Origin of the sequence: Agromyces binzhouensis (assembly GCF_042672355.1) — a bacterium.
GTDB lineage: Bacteria > Actinomycetota > Actinomycetes > Actinomycetales > Microbacteriaceae > Agromyces > Agromyces binzhouensis.
In genome coordinates, this window is record NZ_JBHXVJ010000004.1 from 62,933 (window position 1) to 79,176 (window position 16,244).

General features: G+C 71.5%; 15 protein-coding genes. 8 read left to right on the top strand and 7 right to left on the bottom strand.

Translation table 11 applies throughout. The features are described 5' to 3' along the window. Window positions 1–2: 2 nt before the first annotated feature. From ACFVHK_RS08120 to ACFVHK_RS08140, 5 genes are all read right to left on the bottom strand, one after another. Window positions 3–1,799, bottom strand: coding sequence for an acyl-CoA dehydrogenase (locus ACFVHK_RS08120; protein ID WP_376928373.1), 1,797 nt, complete (start codon window positions 1,797–1,799; stop codon window positions 3–5). 226 nt (window positions 1,800–2,025) lie between these two features. Continuing rightward, entirely contained in the window at window positions 2,026–3,735 is a 1,710-nt protein-coding gene (locus ACFVHK_RS08125) for a M4 family metallopeptidase (protein ID WP_376928374.1), read from the bottom strand. 18 nt (window positions 3,736–3,753) lie between these two features. Continuing rightward, entirely contained in the window at window positions 3,754–4,227 is a 474-nt protein-coding gene (locus ACFVHK_RS08130; protein WP_376928375.1) for a hypothetical protein, read from the bottom strand. Between the two features lie 66 nt (window positions 4,228–4,293). After that, on the bottom strand, window positions 4,294–4,638 hold the full coding sequence (locus ACFVHK_RS08135; RefSeq protein ID WP_376928376.1) for a DUF1036 domain-containing protein: 345 nt from the start codon (window positions 4,636–4,638) through the stop codon (window positions 4,294–4,296). Between the two features lies 1 nt (window position 4,639). Beyond that, a complete protein-coding gene (locus ACFVHK_RS08140) occupies window positions 4,640–4,867 on the bottom strand; it encodes a hypothetical protein (protein ID WP_376928377.1) in 228 nt (75 codons plus the stop codon). Between the two features lie 420 nt (window positions 4,868–5,287). On the opposite strand from ACFVHK_RS08140, the gene ACFVHK_RS08145 reads away from it, so the two are divergent. The 3 genes from ACFVHK_RS08145 (at window position 5,288) to ACFVHK_RS08155 (ending at window position 9,105) form a co-directional block, all read left to right on the top strand. Beyond that, entirely contained in the window at window positions 5,288–6,688 is a 1,401-nt protein-coding gene (locus tag ACFVHK_RS08145; RefSeq protein WP_376928610.1) for an MFS transporter, read from the top strand. An 85-nt stretch (window positions 6,689–6,773) separates the two neighbouring features. Continuing rightward, window positions 6,774–7,709 carry an alpha/beta fold hydrolase gene (locus tag ACFVHK_RS08150; protein WP_376928378.1) on the top strand — a complete coding sequence of 312 codons (936 nt, stop codon included), beginning with the start codon at window positions 6,774–6,776 and terminating at the stop codon, window positions 7,707–7,709. Between the two features lie 4 nt (window positions 7,710–7,713). Beyond that, window positions 7,714–9,105, top strand: a complete 1,392-nt coding sequence (locus ACFVHK_RS08155; RefSeq protein WP_376928379.1) for an MFS transporter — start codon at window positions 7,714–7,716, stop codon at window positions 9,103–9,105. Between the two features lie 128 nt (window positions 9,106–9,233). Here ACFVHK_RS08155 and ACFVHK_RS08160 read toward each other — a convergent pair whose 3' ends face one another. Both ACFVHK_RS08160 and ACFVHK_RS08165 read right to left on the bottom strand, forming a co-directional pair. Further along, window positions 9,234–9,521 (bottom strand): iron-sulfur cluster assembly accessory protein, encoded by a 288-nt coding sequence (locus ACFVHK_RS08160; RefSeq protein WP_129233909.1) that lies wholly within the window; start codon window positions 9,519–9,521, stop codon window positions 9,234–9,236. Between the two features lie 110 nt (window positions 9,522–9,631). Continuing rightward, window positions 9,632–10,318: a hypothetical protein gene (locus tag ACFVHK_RS08165; RefSeq protein ID WP_376928380.1), complete on the bottom strand. Its 687-nt coding sequence runs from the start codon at window positions 10,316–10,318 to the stop codon at window positions 9,632–9,634. A gap of 91 nt (window positions 10,319–10,409) precedes the next feature. On the opposite strand from ACFVHK_RS08165, the gene ACFVHK_RS08170 reads away from it, so the two are divergent. The 5 genes from ACFVHK_RS08170 (at window position 10,410) to ACFVHK_RS08190 (ending at window position 16,211) form a co-directional block, all read left to right on the top strand. Further along, window positions 10,410–11,378, top strand: coding sequence for an aldo/keto reductase (locus ACFVHK_RS08170; RefSeq protein WP_376928381.1), 969 nt, complete (start codon window positions 10,410–10,412; stop codon window positions 11,376–11,378). 177 nt (window positions 11,379–11,555) lie between these two features. Then, window positions 11,556–12,671 carry a glycosyltransferase gene (locus ACFVHK_RS08175; protein ID WP_376928382.1) on the top strand — a complete coding sequence of 372 codons (1,116 nt, stop codon included), beginning with the start codon at window positions 11,556–11,558 and terminating at the stop codon, window positions 12,669–12,671. Then, window positions 12,668–13,705 carry a glycosyltransferase gene (locus tag ACFVHK_RS08180; RefSeq protein WP_242492328.1) on the top strand — a complete coding sequence of 346 codons (1,038 nt, stop codon included), beginning with the start codon at window positions 12,668–12,670 and terminating at the stop codon, window positions 13,703–13,705. Before ACFVHK_RS08175 ends, ACFVHK_RS08180 begins: the two co-directional genes overlap by 4 nt. Beyond that, window positions 13,702–15,183 (top strand): glycoside hydrolase family 130 protein, encoded by a 1,482-nt coding sequence (locus ACFVHK_RS08185; protein ID WP_129235103.1) that lies wholly within the window; start codon window positions 13,702–13,704, stop codon window positions 15,181–15,183. The genes ACFVHK_RS08180 and ACFVHK_RS08185 overlap by 4 nt, the downstream gene beginning before the upstream one ends. A gap of 8 nt (window positions 15,184–15,191) precedes the next feature. After that, on the top strand, window positions 15,192–16,211 hold the full coding sequence (locus ACFVHK_RS08190; RefSeq protein ID WP_376928383.1) for a glycosyltransferase family 4 protein: 1,020 nt from the start codon (window positions 15,192–15,194) through the stop codon (window positions 16,209–16,211). Window positions 16,212–16,244: the final 33 nt, after the last annotated feature.

A 16,244-nucleotide genomic window follows, 5' to 3' on the forward strand; every position in this document is an offset into this window, starting at 1 on the left:
CGTCAGACGCGCGCCGTGCGCCGCACCACGTCGCCGAGCGCGTCGGCGTCGAGTGCGAACAGGTCGCGCGACCCGGCGGTCGCGGGGCCGACGAGGCCGGACACCGCGGGGAGCAGCTGCTCGGCGTAGAACCGGGCCAGCGGCAGCTGCGTCGCGCCGATGGCGTCGCCGTCGAGCTCCCGGGCGGCGAGCGCGGACTTCGCGAGGAGCCATCCGCCGACCACCAGCCCCCACATGCGCAGGTACGGGCTGGAGCCCGCGAGCACCGAGTTCGGGTCGGAGGCGCCGGTGTTCAGCATCCACGCCGTCGTCTGCTCGAGCTCGTCGAGACTCGTGTTCAGCTGCGCCCTGATCGACGCGAACTCATCGCCCGCCGCCGCGAGCTCGCCGTCGAGGTCGCGCATCGAGGCGATGAACTCGAGGGCGGATGCCCCGCCGCGGACGCCGAGCTTGCGCCCCACGAGGTCGGCGGCCTGGATGCCGTTCGTGCCCTCGTAGATCGCGGCGATGCGCACGTCGCGGTAGTGCTGGGCGGCGCCGGTCTCCTCGATGAAGCCCATGCCGCCGTGGACCTGCAGCGCGAGGGACGTGAGCTCGTTGCCGAGGTCGGTGCCGAACGACTTGCAGATGGGGGTGAGCAGTCCCACGATCTCGTCGGCGCGGGCGCGGGTCGCGGCATCCGGATGGTGGGTGGAGATGTCCACGTGCACGGCGTTCAGCAGCATCATGCGGCGGAGCGCGGCGATGTACGACTTCTGCGTCATGAGCATGCGGCGCACGTCGGGGAAGTCGATGATCGGCGAGTCCTCCGTGGCGCCGATCGCGCGGCCCTGGATGCGATCCTTCGCGTAGTCGAGCGACTGCTGGTACGCGCGCTCGGCCACCGCGAGCCCCTGCGTGCCCACCGAGAGGCGCGCGCTGTTCATCATCACGAACATGATGCGCATGCCGAAGTTCTGGTCGCCGATGAGGTACCCCGTGGCGTCCTCGTACGACAGCACGCAGGTGGGGGAGCCGTGGATGCCCATCTTGTGCTCGACGCCGAGCGTGTGCACGCCGTTGCGCTCGCCGAGCGAGCCGTCGTCGTTCACGAGGAACTTCGGCACGATGAAGCACGAGATGCCCTTGGTGCCGGCGGGCGCGTCGGGGGTGCGGGCCAGCACGAGGTGCACGATCTGCTCGCTCAGGTCGTGGTCGCCGAACGTGATGTAGATCTTCTGGCCGGTGATGCCGTACGTGCCGTCGGGGCGCTTGACGGCCTTCGTCGTGAGGGCGCCCACGTCGGAGCCGGCGTGCGGCTCGGTGAGGTTCATCGTGCCGGACCACTCGCCGCTGACCATCTTGGGCAGCCAGGCCTGCTTCTGCTCATCGCTGCCGTAGTGCAGGAGGGCCTCGATCGCGCCCTGCGTGAGCAGGGGCGCGAGCGAGAAGGCCATGTTGGCCTCCATCGTCAGTTCCTGGATGGCGAGGCCCACCGTGCGCGGGAAGTCGCCGCCGCCGAACGCCTCCGGCAGGGGGACCGACCCCCAGCCGGCCTCGACATAGGCGGCGTACGCCTCCCGGAACCCGGTGGGTGTCGTCACCGTGCCGTCGGCGTTCAGGCGGGCGCCCTCCACGTCGCCGGCGCGGTTGGTGGGTGCGACGACCTCGGCCATGAAGCCGCCGACCTCCCCGAGGATCTCGGTGACCATGTCGAGGTCTGCATGCTCGAAGCCCGGAAGCTCGGCGACCCGGTCGTAGCCCACGACGTGCGCGAGCGTGTACGCCAGGTCGGCGACGGGCGGACGGAAATCAGTCATGTTCGGACTGTAGGCGCGGCCATCCGCTTGAGGGGCGAATCTGTCGCTATCGACGAGGCACGGCGGTCGAACCCGCGCCGGACTTGTGTCTCTCGGCAGTCGGACACGCCCACCCGCAGTCGTCTCTGCCCGCCGTCGTGCGTCGATCGTGCCATCCCATTCCACGGCCGGTCCCGGGTCAGGGGCTCATCGCGGACGTCTCCTCCGCATCGGCGTGCTGGGCGGCTCAGACGATCCCGACCTCATCGAAGGCGGCTTCGATTGCCGAGAGCTTCTTCGTCTGCTGATCGAGGGGAAGCGCGCGGAAGAGGCTGCGCGCGCTCGAGATGACCGCGCGTCGGCTGTCGGCGAACTGGGAGGTACGCGACAGCCGCTGCGTCAGTGCGAGGTAGAAGACGGCTGCCACCTCCGTCGTCGTGAGCGTCGGGAGATCGTCCTCGCCTCGGGCGGTCAGGAGATTGAAGGCTGCCTTGTTGTGGATCCCACTGTTGATGTGGACGCCGCCGTAGTCACCCAGGCGCGTGTTCGGCAAGACCCTGAAGTCGTCCATGTGATCCGGCTGATTGAAGCGTGGTGGGTCGGAGAGGTCACGGAAGGGCTCGTCACCAGGAAGCAGCCGGTCGCCGAGCTGCCAATCCCATGAGCGCGGATCATCGTTGTCGAAGTTGGCGATGATCGTGCCGAAGATGTCCGAGTAGGACTCGTTCAATGCGCCGGGTTGGAAGGCATACTCCAGGCGGGAGGTGAGGTCGGTGACGCCATGGAAGATCTCGTGGGCCACCACGTCGACGTTCGCCGCCAGGGACCTCAGCTCGTTTCCCCGCAACACCTGTCCATACACCATCTGCCTCGCTCGAGGGCTCCAGTACGCGTTCCGCCACTCGTTGTTGCCGCGGCTGTCTGCCGCGACCACGCAGTTGACGGTCGAGACCATCGCCCCGCCGAGGTTGTCGATGTTGTTCCGACGAAGGACGGTGCGCATGAACTCGGAGATGGCCGCGGCGTTCGCGTGCGAACTGACGGCCGCCGGTGACCAGGTCGGGGGATTGACGATCAGTTCCCCCGGGAGCAGGTGGGAGTTCATGTCCGGATCCCCGAAACGGAAGTCATAGGTTTCGACGTTGTGCACCGGATCGCGGAGGACGAGCCGCTCCCCGTCGGTCGACGCGAGCATCGTGCGCTGCTGACCGAATGCGTCGACGGCCGTCTGCGTGTCGGCGGCGACAGCGCTCGGCGTCCTCGGCAGTACCGCGACCACGTTGCCGTGGTGCGCGTCGACGACGAAGTCGACGAAATGGGGTGGTTCCAGCTCGTACTCGGCGTCGGCAGCTCGCTCCTCGTCGGACAGCGCGACCGGCACGTCCTCGAGGAAGTAGACGAGCCGCCACGTGTCGGCTTCTCGGTCGAAGTAGTACTGGAGTTGCGGGACGACGCCGTCCAGGGCGGGAGCGTAGCCGTCGGGCGCTCCCCTCACCGTCTCGAGCGCCGCAGAAGGAGAGATCGCCGCGATGGGTTCGACACCCGACGGCTCGCCGAGAGCCGAGTCGATGGCCACCAGGTCGTTGGCCTCGTCGACCTCGACGCTCACGAGCGAGCCGTAGACCGGGATGCCGTTCAGGGTCTGGCGGAACTTCACGATGCGTGTGCCGGTGAGCGGGACGGTCTCGGTGTCGATCGTCTTGAACACGCTCGCTGCACCCTGCGACTCCGGGGCGGTGAAGGTCGGCGCGGCGGGGCTTTCCAGGGCCTGGCTGAGGTACATGCGCGCTGCCGTCTCCGGGTCCACGTTCGTCAGGTCGGAGAGGCCCTCGGGAGCCATCCCGAGATGGGCCGCTCGCTCACTTCGCAACTGGCGGAGCGCACCGGTCGACGAGTCGTCCCACGCGTGCATCGAGAACGCATTCAGGCCATTGCCGGTGTTCGGTTCACTGGGCATCGGGTGCTCCTTCGGTCGTCAGTGCGGGGGCGGGTTCGGGGCGAACTCCGTCGAGATGAGGTGCAGCGCGTGGAGCGGCTGCGGGCTGACGCGGAACCCGACGGACCGCGCGGTCGCCCGCTCCGTCGGGTCCTCGCCGACGTAGATGCATCGGGCCGCGGGCAGATCGGCGCGGTCCCGCGCGCGAGTGAACAGGGCGGGCTGGGACTTGTCCATGCCCTCGACCGAGGAGAAGAGGCACAGGTCCTCATCGACGAGGGCGCCCAGCCCCGACGTCGCGAGGACGTTCATCATCGTCCCGAAGGTCTCGTCGCCGGTGTTGGAGATCAGGCCGATGGCGACCTCGAGGTCGCCGCCGCCGGCGATCCGGGCCGATCCGAGGGCGTCGGGGACGAGCGGATACATCGCCAGCGCCACGAGCCGGCCGTGCTCGACGATCGGGCTCGCAAGCGTGTCGCCGATATCGAAGAACACCGCGATGCCTTGCACCATGACAGCCCCCTACCGCATGACACAGTCCTACTCCTTACGCGCGAGCTATTGCTTCGCGCGCCGCGATCACTGCTGCAGAACGATGGAGTGGTTGAAGCTCGTCGTCGGCACGATCAGCATCCGCAGTCCGAGGATCCGGCTGTCCGTGCTGCCGGTGCGCCAGCACCAGTCGAAGGCGCGGTTCGGCAGCTGGGTCGTGAAGGGGCCGGCCCACTGCAGCCCCTGGTCGTTCTCAGCGAACCAGAAGTACTTCGCGCCGTTGGACGCGCCCCCACGGACGGTCGCGCGTCCGCCGGGCCCGATGGCCCACCAGCCCTTCTTGGCCCAGTTGTCGCCCTCGCAGCCGGGCGAGTGGTATGCCAGGGCGACGTACGCGGTGGCCGCCGTGCCGTTGTGGACGTAGAGGGCCATCTCATCGCTCCTCGATCGCGCGTGGGTTCGAGGCGTCCGAGGCGTCCGAGGCGTCCGCCGTGGCCGCATCGGGTTCGAGGACACCGGGACGATGCACCTCGGCCGTGGACTCGCGACCCTCATCGGCGCGAGCGGTCGTCGGGCTCTCCTCCTCGGAACCGGGCGGCGGTTCGTACGCGCTCGCCTCGTCCGCGCTCAGCGCGCGGGAGAGCTGTCCGGAATCGTTCATCTGGCACCTCGATTCGACTGAAGCGTCACCCCAGCGGCCGTCCTGGACGGACTACGGCCCAAGCTCCGCGTCGCGGCGCGATCGACACGTCGACCGTGCGGCCCCCACCGCGGGATCGGGTGTGACGATGATCATTCCCCCTGCGTCCGCATGACCTGCAGCCCCGGACAAGCGAATTATGGACCCGGCGAACCTGCCCGTCAATAGCCGATTCTGGACCACTCACCGCGGCCGGGCCGCGGGCGTTCTGGTCTGGGTCGCACCTCCGGTGGCCCGTCCGAATCGGGAATGGACGAAGGCTCCGTGCGTTGGGTTTCAGGGGAGGCTCGCGCCGAGGTTCCCCGGTACCCAGGAGGGCACGTGACCGGACAGACCGCCGTCGGACTGCGCTCCGAGCGCGGGCCGGTGCTCGCCGCCCTGATGCTGTGCACCGGGCTCGTCGCGATCGAGGCGACCATCCTCGCCACTGCGGTGCCGTCGATCGTGGCCGACATCGGCGGGTTCGCGCAGTTCCCGTGGCTGTTCTCGATCTACCTGCTCGCCCAGGCCGTCTCGGTGCCGGTCTACGCCAAGCTCGCCGACACCGTCGGGCGGAAGCCCATCATGCTGGTGGGCATCGGCGCGTTCCTCGTCGGCTCGATCCTCGCGGGATTCGCGTGGGACATGACCTCGCTCATCGTGTTCCGGGCGATCCAGGGGCTCGGCGCAGGCGCGGTGCTGCCCGTCTCGATCACGATCACGGGCGACATCTACACGGTGCGGGAACGCGCGCGCGTGCAGGGGTACATCGCGAGCGTGTGGGCCGCGTCATCCGTCATCGGCCCCTCGCTCGGCGGACTGTTCGCCGAGTTCCTCTCGTGGCGGTGGATCTTCTTCGTGAACATCCCGCTGAGCCTCATCGCGGCGTGGATGCTGATCCGCAACTACCACGAGACCGTCGAGCGGAAGAAGCACCGCATCGACATCGCCGGTGCCGCGGTGCTCACCGTCGGGCTCACCCTCCTCATCCTCGCGGTGCTCGAAGGCGGCCAGGCCTGGGCGTGGAACTCGTGGCAGAGCATCGGCGCGTTCAGCGTCGCCGCCCTGCTCCTCGTCGTGTTCGTCCTCATCGAGCGGCGGGCTGCGGAGCCGATCCTCCCGCTCTGGCTCTTCTCGCGGCGACTCATCGTCACGACGTCGCTCATCTCGCTCGGCGTCGGCGCGGTGCTCATCGGGCTGACCTCGTACGTGCCGACCTTCCTCGAGGTGTCGGCGGGGGCGACGCCGATCGTCTCGGGTCTCGCGGTCGCGGCCCTCACGCTGGGCTGGCCCATCTCGGCCTCCCAGTCCGGCCGGCTGTACCTGCGCGTCGGCTTCCGGAACACCGCGTTCCTCGGGCTCGGCATCACCGTGCTCGGCGCGGCCGGGCTCGTGGCCGCGACGTTCGTTCCCAACCCCGTCACGACCGCCCTCGCCTGCTTCGTGGTCGGCCTCGGGCTCGGCCTCGTGGCGTCGCCGACGCTCATCGCCGCGCAGTCCTCGGTGGCGTGGTCGGAGCGCGGGGTCGTGACCGGCGCGAACATGTTCCTGCGATCGATGGGCAGCGCCGTCGGCGTCGCGATCTTCGGCGCCGTGGCGAACGGCGTGATCGCCGACTCGGGGCTCGGCGCGCATTCGGCCGCGGCCATCCAGGCCGCGTCGGCGGCCGTGTTCATCGGCGTGGCGATCGCCGCCGTCGCGACCATCGCCGGCGCCGTGGCCATGCCGAGTGCCCACGTCGACGACATCGAGCATCGACCGGCGGAGCCCGCGGAGGCCGTCGGACCCACGACGGCGGCCTGACCCGGGCCCCGACACGCCGTGGGCCGGAGGTCCCAACGGGGATGACCCGTTCGTGGTCTGATACGCCCGACGAGGGGGTGCGTCGATGGCCAAGACGAGCGCGGCTGCCGCGGAGCGGTGGCGTGAGCGCCGGACACCGCGCCGCGCGGTCTCCCGTCTCCAGGAGCGGTGGACCGTGGTCGACGGCGTCGACGTGTTCTACCGGGAATCACCGGACCCTCCGCCCGATGCCCGGGTCATGATGCACGTGCACGGGTTCGGCATGTCGGGCCGATACCTCGTCCCGACCGCCGAACTGCTCGCCGACGAATTCCACACGTTCGTGCCCGACCTGCCGGGATTCGGCCGCAGCGGTCGGCATCCCCAGGGGCTCGACATCCCGGACCTCGCGCGGGCGGCCGCCCGGTTCCTCGACGATCGCGGGATCGAGAAGGCGACCCTCGTCGGGAACTCGATGGGATGCCCCGTGATCCTCGAGTTCGCCGCCAGCTTCCCGGACCGCATCGACCGCGCCGTGCTCGTCTCGCCTGCGGGCGGGGTGTTCAACCGCCCCCTGTCGCGGGCGATGCGCCAGCTCGCGCAGGACGGCACGCGCGAGCCCCCTCGGATGGCTCGGGTCGCCGTGCCCGACTACGCGCGGTTCGGCGTGCCGAGCACGCTGAAGCTGTTCCGCGCGCTCACGCAGTACCCGTCGCTCGAGCGACTGCTCGAACTCCAGCTCCCGTCGCTCGTCGTCCTCGGAGATCGCGATCCGCTGATGCCCGGTCCCGCCCGCGTCCAGGAGGTGGCCGGGCAGATCGACAACCACGTGCTGGCCGTGACGATCGAGGGTGCCGCACACGCGATCAACTTCAGTCACGCGCGCGCGCTGGCGCACATCATCCGGCGCTTCATGGACGACCTGCCGATCATCGACGACCCGACCTGGACCGACGGCACTCGCGTGGTCGAGATCCACCGCGGCGTGCACCATCCGCCGGCGAAGGGCGCCGAGGCGGCGGACGCTGAGTCGACGGGCTGACTCCATGACCGAGGCGAGCACGTCCGACCGGCTCGACCGGAGCGCCGTCGTCACCCTCGTCGCGCTGTCCCTCGGCATCCTCGTCGTCGCGAACGACTTCACCGCGCTGAGCGTCGCGGTGCCGAGCATCGAGCACGACCTCGACACGAGCCTCAACCGTGCGCAGTGGGTCATCAACGGGTACACCGTCGTGTTCGGCGTGCTCATCGTCACGGGCGGCAGGCTCGCGGACCTCTTCGGGCGGCGTCGAGTGTTCGTGATCGGTGCCCTCGTCTTCGGCGCGTTCTCCCTGCTCGGCGGACTGGCGCCGAACATCGGACTGCTCATCGCGGCGCGGGCGCTCATGGGCATCGGCGGCGCGATGATGTGGCCATCGGTGCTCGGCATGGTCTACGACATCGTCCCGAAGTCCCGCAGCGGGCTCGCGGGCGGCCTCATCATCGGCGTCGCAGGGCTCGGCAACTCGATCGGGCCGCTGCTCGGCGGGATCCTCACCGACACCCTCGGCTGGCGGTGGATCTTCTTCGTCAACGTGCCCGTCGCGCTGCTCGCGGTGCTGGTCGTGCTCCGAAACGTCCCGGAGTCGACGCGCGGCGGCGGCGTCCGCGTCGACTATGCCGGCATCGCCAGCCTGTCGGCCGCCGTGGTGCTCGTGCTCGTCGCCCTCGACGTCGGCAGCGCGAACACGTTCGGATCGCCGTGGGTGCTGGGCATGATCGCGGTCGGGGTGCTGCTGCTGCCCGTCTTCGTGTTCATCCAGCGGCGGCAGGGCGACGACGCGCTCGTGCCGCGCCGCGTGGTCGCCAGCCGGCAGTTCAGCGGCGCGCTGATCTCGATCCTGCTCCTCGGCTCGGTCTTCTTCGGGGTGCTCGTCTACGTCCCCCAGTACCTGGAGAAGGAGCTGGGGTGGAGCGCCTTTGCGGCGGGCGCCGGTCTCCTGCCGATGATGCTCGTCTTCGCCACGGTGTCGTTCGCGGCGGGGCCGCTGTACCACCGCATCGGGAGTCGGCTCGTCATCGGGATCGGGGCGGCCTGCCTCACAGCCGGCGTGCTCGTGATCGCCCTGGTCATCGGCACCGGCTACCTGCCGCTCGTGCCCGGGCTCGTGCTCTGCGGGATCGGCGTCGGCCTGTACTTCTCCGCGGTCACGACGGCCGCCGTCACGGCCGTGCGACCGGAGGACTCGAGCCTGGCGGGCGGCATCGTCTACATGGGCAACGTCGCGGGCGGGTCCCTCGGACTGGGCGTGAACACGGCGATCGTGCTCGCCGCCGCCACGTTCACGGTCGGCATCCGCAACGCCTTCCTCGTCGACGCGGCGCTCGGCGTCGTGGGCACGATCGTGGCGATCTCGCTGATCCGCTCGGAGGGATCGAAGACGCGCACGCCGTCGTAGCGGTGCACGACCACCACGGCGGGCGAGCCGACGGTGACCCCGGAACAGCCGAGACGGGTCGGTCCCGCCGAACCGGAGTCCGGCGGGACCGACCCGTCGTCTGCGCGCCCGCGCGAGCGGGCGCGACGTCAGAGCGCCTGCGGCAGGATGTCGAAGGACACGCGTCCGTCCTCTGCGACGCTGGCGTCGAGCGTCTTGTCGTCGAGCGCGATTGTCGCGCGCTCGCCGAGGTACACCCGGGCGCCGGACTGCTCGACCACGGCGTCGCCCGATTCCGGGGCGGGCGTGATCGAGACGCCGAACTGGGTGGCGTCCGTGTCCTCGGCCTCGATGCGCAGCCCCGATCCCTCGGGAGCGCCGTTGCCGGCGACGATCTCCTTCACGACGGTGGCCGCGGTGTCGGTCAGTGTCAGCATGTCGTCCTCCTCTGATCGCGAGTCGGCCACGTTTCCAGATCGGGCGGAGGAACGCCACCCCGAGACGCGCGTTTCGCTCATCGCGTACCCTCGCGCCCGCGCGCGTCGCCTCAGGCCGACGGCAGCGGCTCGCTCGTGCCCCGGAGCAGCACGGGGAGCGTGCGCGTCGCATAGGGGGACGCGTCGAAGTCCTCCTCGCGGTTGCCCATCAGCAGCCAGCTCTCGAAGGACCGCTCGTAGGTGTCGACGACGACGCGCACCGCGAGCGTCGGCGACCAGGTGAAGCGCCGGTCGAGCTTGGCCATGAGGTCCTCGAAGACGGGGACGAGCTGCTCGACGAACGACCGCTCGGCCGCCGCCGCGGCGTCGCCGTCCCCGCCCTGCGAGGTCAGCGCGCGCAGTCGGCGCTGGGCGCGGATGATCAGCCCGCCGCGATCGAGCGGCCACGAGTCCGCGAGCATCCGCGCGGCGACGCCGACGGGATCGTCCGATTCCGGGCCCGCCGCGTCGGCGCCGTCCGCATCGGCGTCGGAGCCCGCGAGGTCGATCGCGTCGAACGCGTCGACCGCCGAACGGAGCCGGTTCACGCAGTCGTGGACCAGCTGCTCGTTCACCGCGTCGAGCAGCGCGTCGTCGGTGGCGAAGAACCGGCGGAACGCCGTCGGGTGCACGCCGTTCTGCTCGCAGATGTCGGCGATCAGGCGGTCGTCGAGCGCCCGCCCCGATCCGAGTGCGACGCGCGCCGCCCGCGTCAGCCGGTCGATGGTGACCTGACGCTGCTCGCTCCCTCGGCTCACGCCCGGCCTCCGCTTCCGTCTCGTCCCGACCCTCGACGAGCGTACTCCCCGCTGCTGCGTCGGTCGCCGGGGCCGCGTAGGCTCACGCATCGTGCAGGAACCCTCGGCTCACGACCCGGCGTCGCGCGCCGCGCTCGCCCCGCTCGGCCTCGGTCTCGCCGCGCTCGGCCGGCCCGCGTACATCACCGCCGGCCGCGACGCCTCGCTCGGCGACGACCGCAGCGTCGACGCGATGCGGGGGCGTGCGCACGCGATGCTCGACGTCGCGTGGGCCCGCGGCATCCGCTTCATCGACGCCGCCCGGTCGTACGGGCGCGCCGAGGAGTTCCTCGGGTCCTGGCTCGCCGCGCATCCGGAGCGCCGCGCCGAGCTCGAGGTCGAGTCGAAGTGGGGCTACGCGTACGTCGGCGGGTGGCGCATGGACGCCGACGTGCACGAGCGCAAGGAGCACTCGCTCGCCATGCTCGAGCTCCAGTGGCCCGAGACGCTCGCCGCGCTCGGCGGCGCGCCCGACCGATACCTCGTGCACTCGCTGACCCCCGACAGCCCGGCGCTCGCCGACGAGGCGCTGCTCGACCGGCTGCGCGAGCTCGCGGCATCCGGCGTCGCCGTCGGCGTCTCGACGAGCGGGCCCCAGCAGGCCGACGCGCTCGACGCGGCGCGCGAACTGCCCGACTCGCCGTTCCGCACCGTGCAGGCGACGTGGAACCTGCTCGAGCCCTCGGTCGGACCCGCCCTCGCGCGGGCGCATGCCGCCGGCTGGTTCGTGGTCGTGAAGGAGGCCGTCGCGAACGGCCGGCTGACGAGTGCGGGCGATGAGACGGATGCCGCTGCGCTCGCCGCGGCCGACGGCCAGGCGCTCGACGCGCTCGCCATCGGCGCGGCGCGCGACCAGCCGTGGGCCGACGTCGTGCTCTCGGGTGCGATGACGCCCGGGCAGCTCGACGCGAACCTCGCCTCGCGCGCGCCGGCGCCGTCCACGGATGCCGGGGCGCTCGGCGCGCTCGCCGAAGCCCCCGCCCACTACTGGTCGGCTCGGAGCGCGCGCGACTGGAGGTAGGCGCCGCCGCAGTGTCGAGGAGCGGGGCTCGCTCCCAGCCGCGTCGGCTAGCCTGCGCGAAGGCCCGAGTGACTTCGGGTACCGGATGGCTCGACGCAGCGCGATCCCACGAGAGGTGCCGACCGGCAGACGTCTCGCATCGCGGAGTTCGACTCCGTCCGATCGAGAGCGACATCCGTGCCCCGATTCAGCATCCTCTCCACCTTCCCGCCCACGCGGTGCGGCCTCGCGACCTTCTCCCGGTCGCTCGCCGACGCGCTGCTCGCGATCGGCTCGGACCCGATCCGCATCGTCCGAGCCGTCGACGACCTCGACGCGCCGAGCCCCGGACTCGCCGCGGGGATCGCGGTGGTCGGAGAGCTGCACGTGGACCGTCCCGATCGCACGCAGGCGACCGCTCGGCTGTTGAGCGCCGCCGACGTGGTCATCGTGCAGCACGAGTACGGGATCTACGGCGGCGACGACGGCAGCGACGTCATCGCCGTGCTCGAATCGCTCACCTCGCCCTCGATCGTCGTGCTGCACACGGTGCTCGCCGCGCCGACGGACGGCCAGCGCGCGGTGCTCGAGCGGGTGGTCGCGGCGGCGACCGCCGTGGTCGTGATGACGGAGGCGGCGCGCGCGCTGCTGATCCGCCACTTCCGCGTCGACGTGAGCCGGGTCTCGGTCATCCCGCACGGCGTGCCGGAATGGACGACCCCGGCCGCAGGCCATGCCGGCGACCGCACGACGGTGCTGACATGGGGCCTGATCGGACCGAGCAAGGGACTCGAATGGGGCATCCGCGCCATCGCCTCGCTCGGCGACGTCGCGCCGGCGGTGCACTACGAGATCCTCGGCGAGACCCACCCGAAGGTCGTCGCCCATGAGGGCGAGGCGTACCGGGAACGGCTCGAGCAGCTCGCCGAGGAACTGGGCGTCGCCGACCGGGTCGCGTTCGACTCGCGCTACCTCGATGCCGACGCCCTGGCCGGACGGGTCGGCGCGGCCGATCTCGTACTGCTTCCCTACGACTCCCGCATCCAGGTGACGTCGGGCGTGCTGGTCGAGGCGCTCGCCGCGGGGAAGCCGGTCATCGCGACCGGGTTCCCGCACGCGCGGGAGCTGCTGCACCCGAGGATGATCGTCGCGCACGAGTCGCCCGCGTCGATCGGCGCCGCCGTCCGAGCCGCCATCGCGCGCGCCGAGCCGGTGGAGGCCCGGCCACAGGGCATGAGCTGGACGGCCGTGGCGGGCCGGTTCCGCTCGCTCGCGGATTCGCTGGTCGCCGCACGGGTCGCGAGATCCGCGTGAGCACGCAGGCGCCGTCGATCGGGCTGCCGTACGCGCACCTCGTCGACATGACGGACGGGCGCGGCCTGTTCGAGCACGCGCTCTACGCCCAGCCGCGCCGCGCCCACGGGTACTGCGTCGACGACGTCGCCCGCGCGCTCGTCGTCGTGGTTCGCGCGCAGTCGTCGTGGCCCGTCGTCCAGCGATTGGGCGAGACCTACCTCCGCTTCGTCGAAGGGGCGGTGATCGCGGATGGACGCGCCCACAACCGGATGAACGAGGCGGGCGAGTGGACGGACGAGCCGGGCATCGGCGACTGGTGGGGGCGTGCGGTTGCTGCGCTGGGGGCGGTGGTCGCCGACCCGTCCGACCCGACCGCACGACTGCGCGCCACGCGCGCGCTCCAGCACGCCCTCGCGCAACGGCCGACGGAGGTCCGCACGCTCTCGTTCGCCGTGGTCGGCGCCGCGGACCTGCTCGCCGTGCGCCCGCGATCGTCGCTGGCTCGCGAGTTCCTGACCTACGCCCTGGCCCGTCTGCCGCGGCATCGGATCGCCGAATGGGACTGGCCGGAGCCGCGCCTTCGCTACGCGAACGCCTCCCTTCCCGAGGCGCTCATGGTGGCCGGCCGCGCACTCGGCGACGAGGACGCCGTCGATCGCGGGCTCGGGTTCCTGCGGTTCCTCCTCGAGCTCGAGACCCGCGACGGGCACCTCTCCGTGACGGGCCACTGCGGCCGAGGGCCCGACGGGATCGGGCCCGGGTTCGACCAGCAGCCGATCGAGGCGGCGGCGATGGCGGATGCCTGTGCGCGGGCCTTCCGACTGACCGACGACCCGTACTGGCGCGCCGGCGTGGCCCGGGCATTGGGGTGGTTCACCGGCGACAACGACCTCGGGATCGCGATGACCGACCCGCTCACCGGTGCCGGATTCGACGGGCTCGAGCCCGGCGGGCGGAACGAGAATCGCGGCGCGGAGTCCACGTTGGCCGCCCTCAGCACGTTCCAGCGGGCCCGCGAGGTCGGGCTCTCCCCTCGAACCGGCCGCTCGTGACCCCCCGGCTCGCCGACCTCGGCGCGGAGCTCGTCCTCGACGCGACCCGCGTGATCCTCCGCCTGTTCCTCCCCGGGGAAGGCCTGACTCCGACGCGATCCCGCGCGGCCGACGTGGTGGCGCGCATCACCGCGCTGAGCCGCGCGGAGATCCGCGCGGCATCCGACGAACTCGTCGCCGCCTTCGGCGATCGCCACGACGACCTCGACGAGCAGCTCGCGCGGCATGCCGAGACGGTGGCGTTCCGCACCCCGACGGACCTCCGGCCGGAGCCGGCCCTCGAAGTCGTGCTCGGGGCCGCGTTCACGGCCGAGTACGCGGTCGAGGCCGCGGCGCTGTGCAACCCCAGCGCCATGGTGCACCCCGACCAGTCCGGGCTCGACGAGCACCAGCTGCGGCTCGCGATCGCGCTGCGATGCATCGGCGAGGGGCACGTGTCATCCGTCGGGTTCGCCTCGGCCGTCATCGGCCCGGGTCGACGGTGGGAGTTCGAGCCGCGTGCATCCCCGATGGCGACCCCGGCCATCGGGGACGGCACCTGGACCAGGGAGGGCCTGCGGGAGGCGCTGGAGAGCGAGCATCGACTCAACGAGCTCTCGGGCGCCGTCATCCGGGCGCTCCCCGACGAGTTCCGCACCTCCGAGCTGGAGACGGCGATCGGGGCCGTGCCCGCCGACCTCACGCGGCGCCGCGAGGCGCACGGCGACCTGGACACCATCCGGACGATGGCGTGGTCGGCGTACTCGGCGAGCTTCGCCCCCGAGACCCGGCTGAGCCAGCGGGTGCTCATGCCCGTGAGCGACGAGGAGTCGAACGGGATCGAGGACGCCCGGTTCGTGTCGTTCACCGATGCCGACGGCACGGAGGAGTACCGCGCGACCTACACCGCGTACGACGGGCGGTCGATCGCGCCGCGCCTGCTCGTCTCGCGCGACCTGCGGTCGTACAGCATGCACCGGCTGCTCGGGCCGGCGGCCACGAACAAGGGGATGGGACTGTTCCCGCGCACGATCGACGGCATCCACTGGGCGCTGACCCGCACCGACGGAGAGAACATCTCCATCGCCACGTCGGCCGACGGCCGCAGCTGGGAGTCGGCGGGCGTCGTGCGACGGCCCCGGCACCTCTGGGAGACCGTGCAGCTGGGCAACTGCGGGTCGCCGATCGAGACCGATCGCGGATGGCTCGTCATCACGCACGGCGTCGGACCGATGCGCCGGTACTCGATCGGCGCCATCCTGCTCGACCTCGACGACCCGCGTCGCGTCCTCGCCGACCTCGCGTCGCCGCTCCTGCGACCGGACGGCGATCTGCAGGACGGCTACGTGCCCAACGTGGTCTACTCGTGCGGCGGCATCGTGCACGACGGCACGCTCTGGCTGCCCTACGGCGTCGGCGACCAGCGCGTGCGCGCCGCCGCGATCGACCTCGACGAGCTGCTCGACGCCCTCGAGCCGACCGGGGGGCGGTCGGCGTGAGGGTCGCCATGCTCGGGCCGATCGCCTGGCGCACCCCGCCGGTGCACTACGGGCCGTGGGAGCAGGTCACGAGCCTGCTGACCGAGGGGCTCGTGCGCCGCGGGGTCGACGTCACCCTCTTCGCCACGGCCGACTCGATGACCTCGGCCCGGCTGGAGTCGGTCGCACCGCACGGGTACGGCGACGACCCCGCGATGGACGGCCGCGTCTGGGAGGCGATGCACGTCGCGGAGGCGCTGCGACGATCGGCGTCGTTCGACGTGATCCACAACCAGCTCGACTGGCTGCCGCTGGCGTTCTCGCGATCGTGGCGGGCGCCGATGGTGACGACGATCCACGGCTTCAGCGGGCCGGACATCCTCCCCGCCTATCGGGCGTCGGACTCGGCGTACGTCGCCATCTCGGATGCCGACCGCGCGCCCGAGCTGCACTACGCGGCGACGATCCACCACGGCATCGACGTCGACGCGTTCCCGTTCACCGGATCGCCGGGCGAATCGCTCGCGGTATTCGGCCGCATCCACCCCGACAAGGGGATCGTCGACGCGATCGAGATCGCCCGGCGCGCCCGGCGGCGGCTGGTGATCTGCGGCCCCGTCCACGACCGCGACTACTTCGCCGACGAGGTCGAACCGCGGCTCGACGGCGACCGGGTCGTGTACCTCGGCTCGGTCGGCTCCGCCGAGCGAGCGCGCGTGCTCGGCTCGAGCGCCGTGCTGCTGCATCCGATCCACTTCGACGAGCCGTTCGGCCTCTCGGTCGTCGAGGCGATGGCGTGCGGCACCCCCGTGGTCGCGTACCGCCGCGGCTCGATGCCGGAGGTGGTCGACGACGGCGTCACGGGGTTCGCCGTCGAGCCGTCGGATGCCGCAGCCGCCGCCTCGGCCGTGGACCGCGCCGCGCTGCTCGACCGGGCGGAGGTGCGCGCCCGCGCCGCGGCGCGCTTCGGCGTCGAGCGGATGGTCGACGCGTACCTGCGCGTGTACGCGGACGTGATCCGAGCCGCCGGAGCCCCGGCGTCCGGCTGACGCCTCGGACCCGGCACCCTGCCGTCGTCCAGC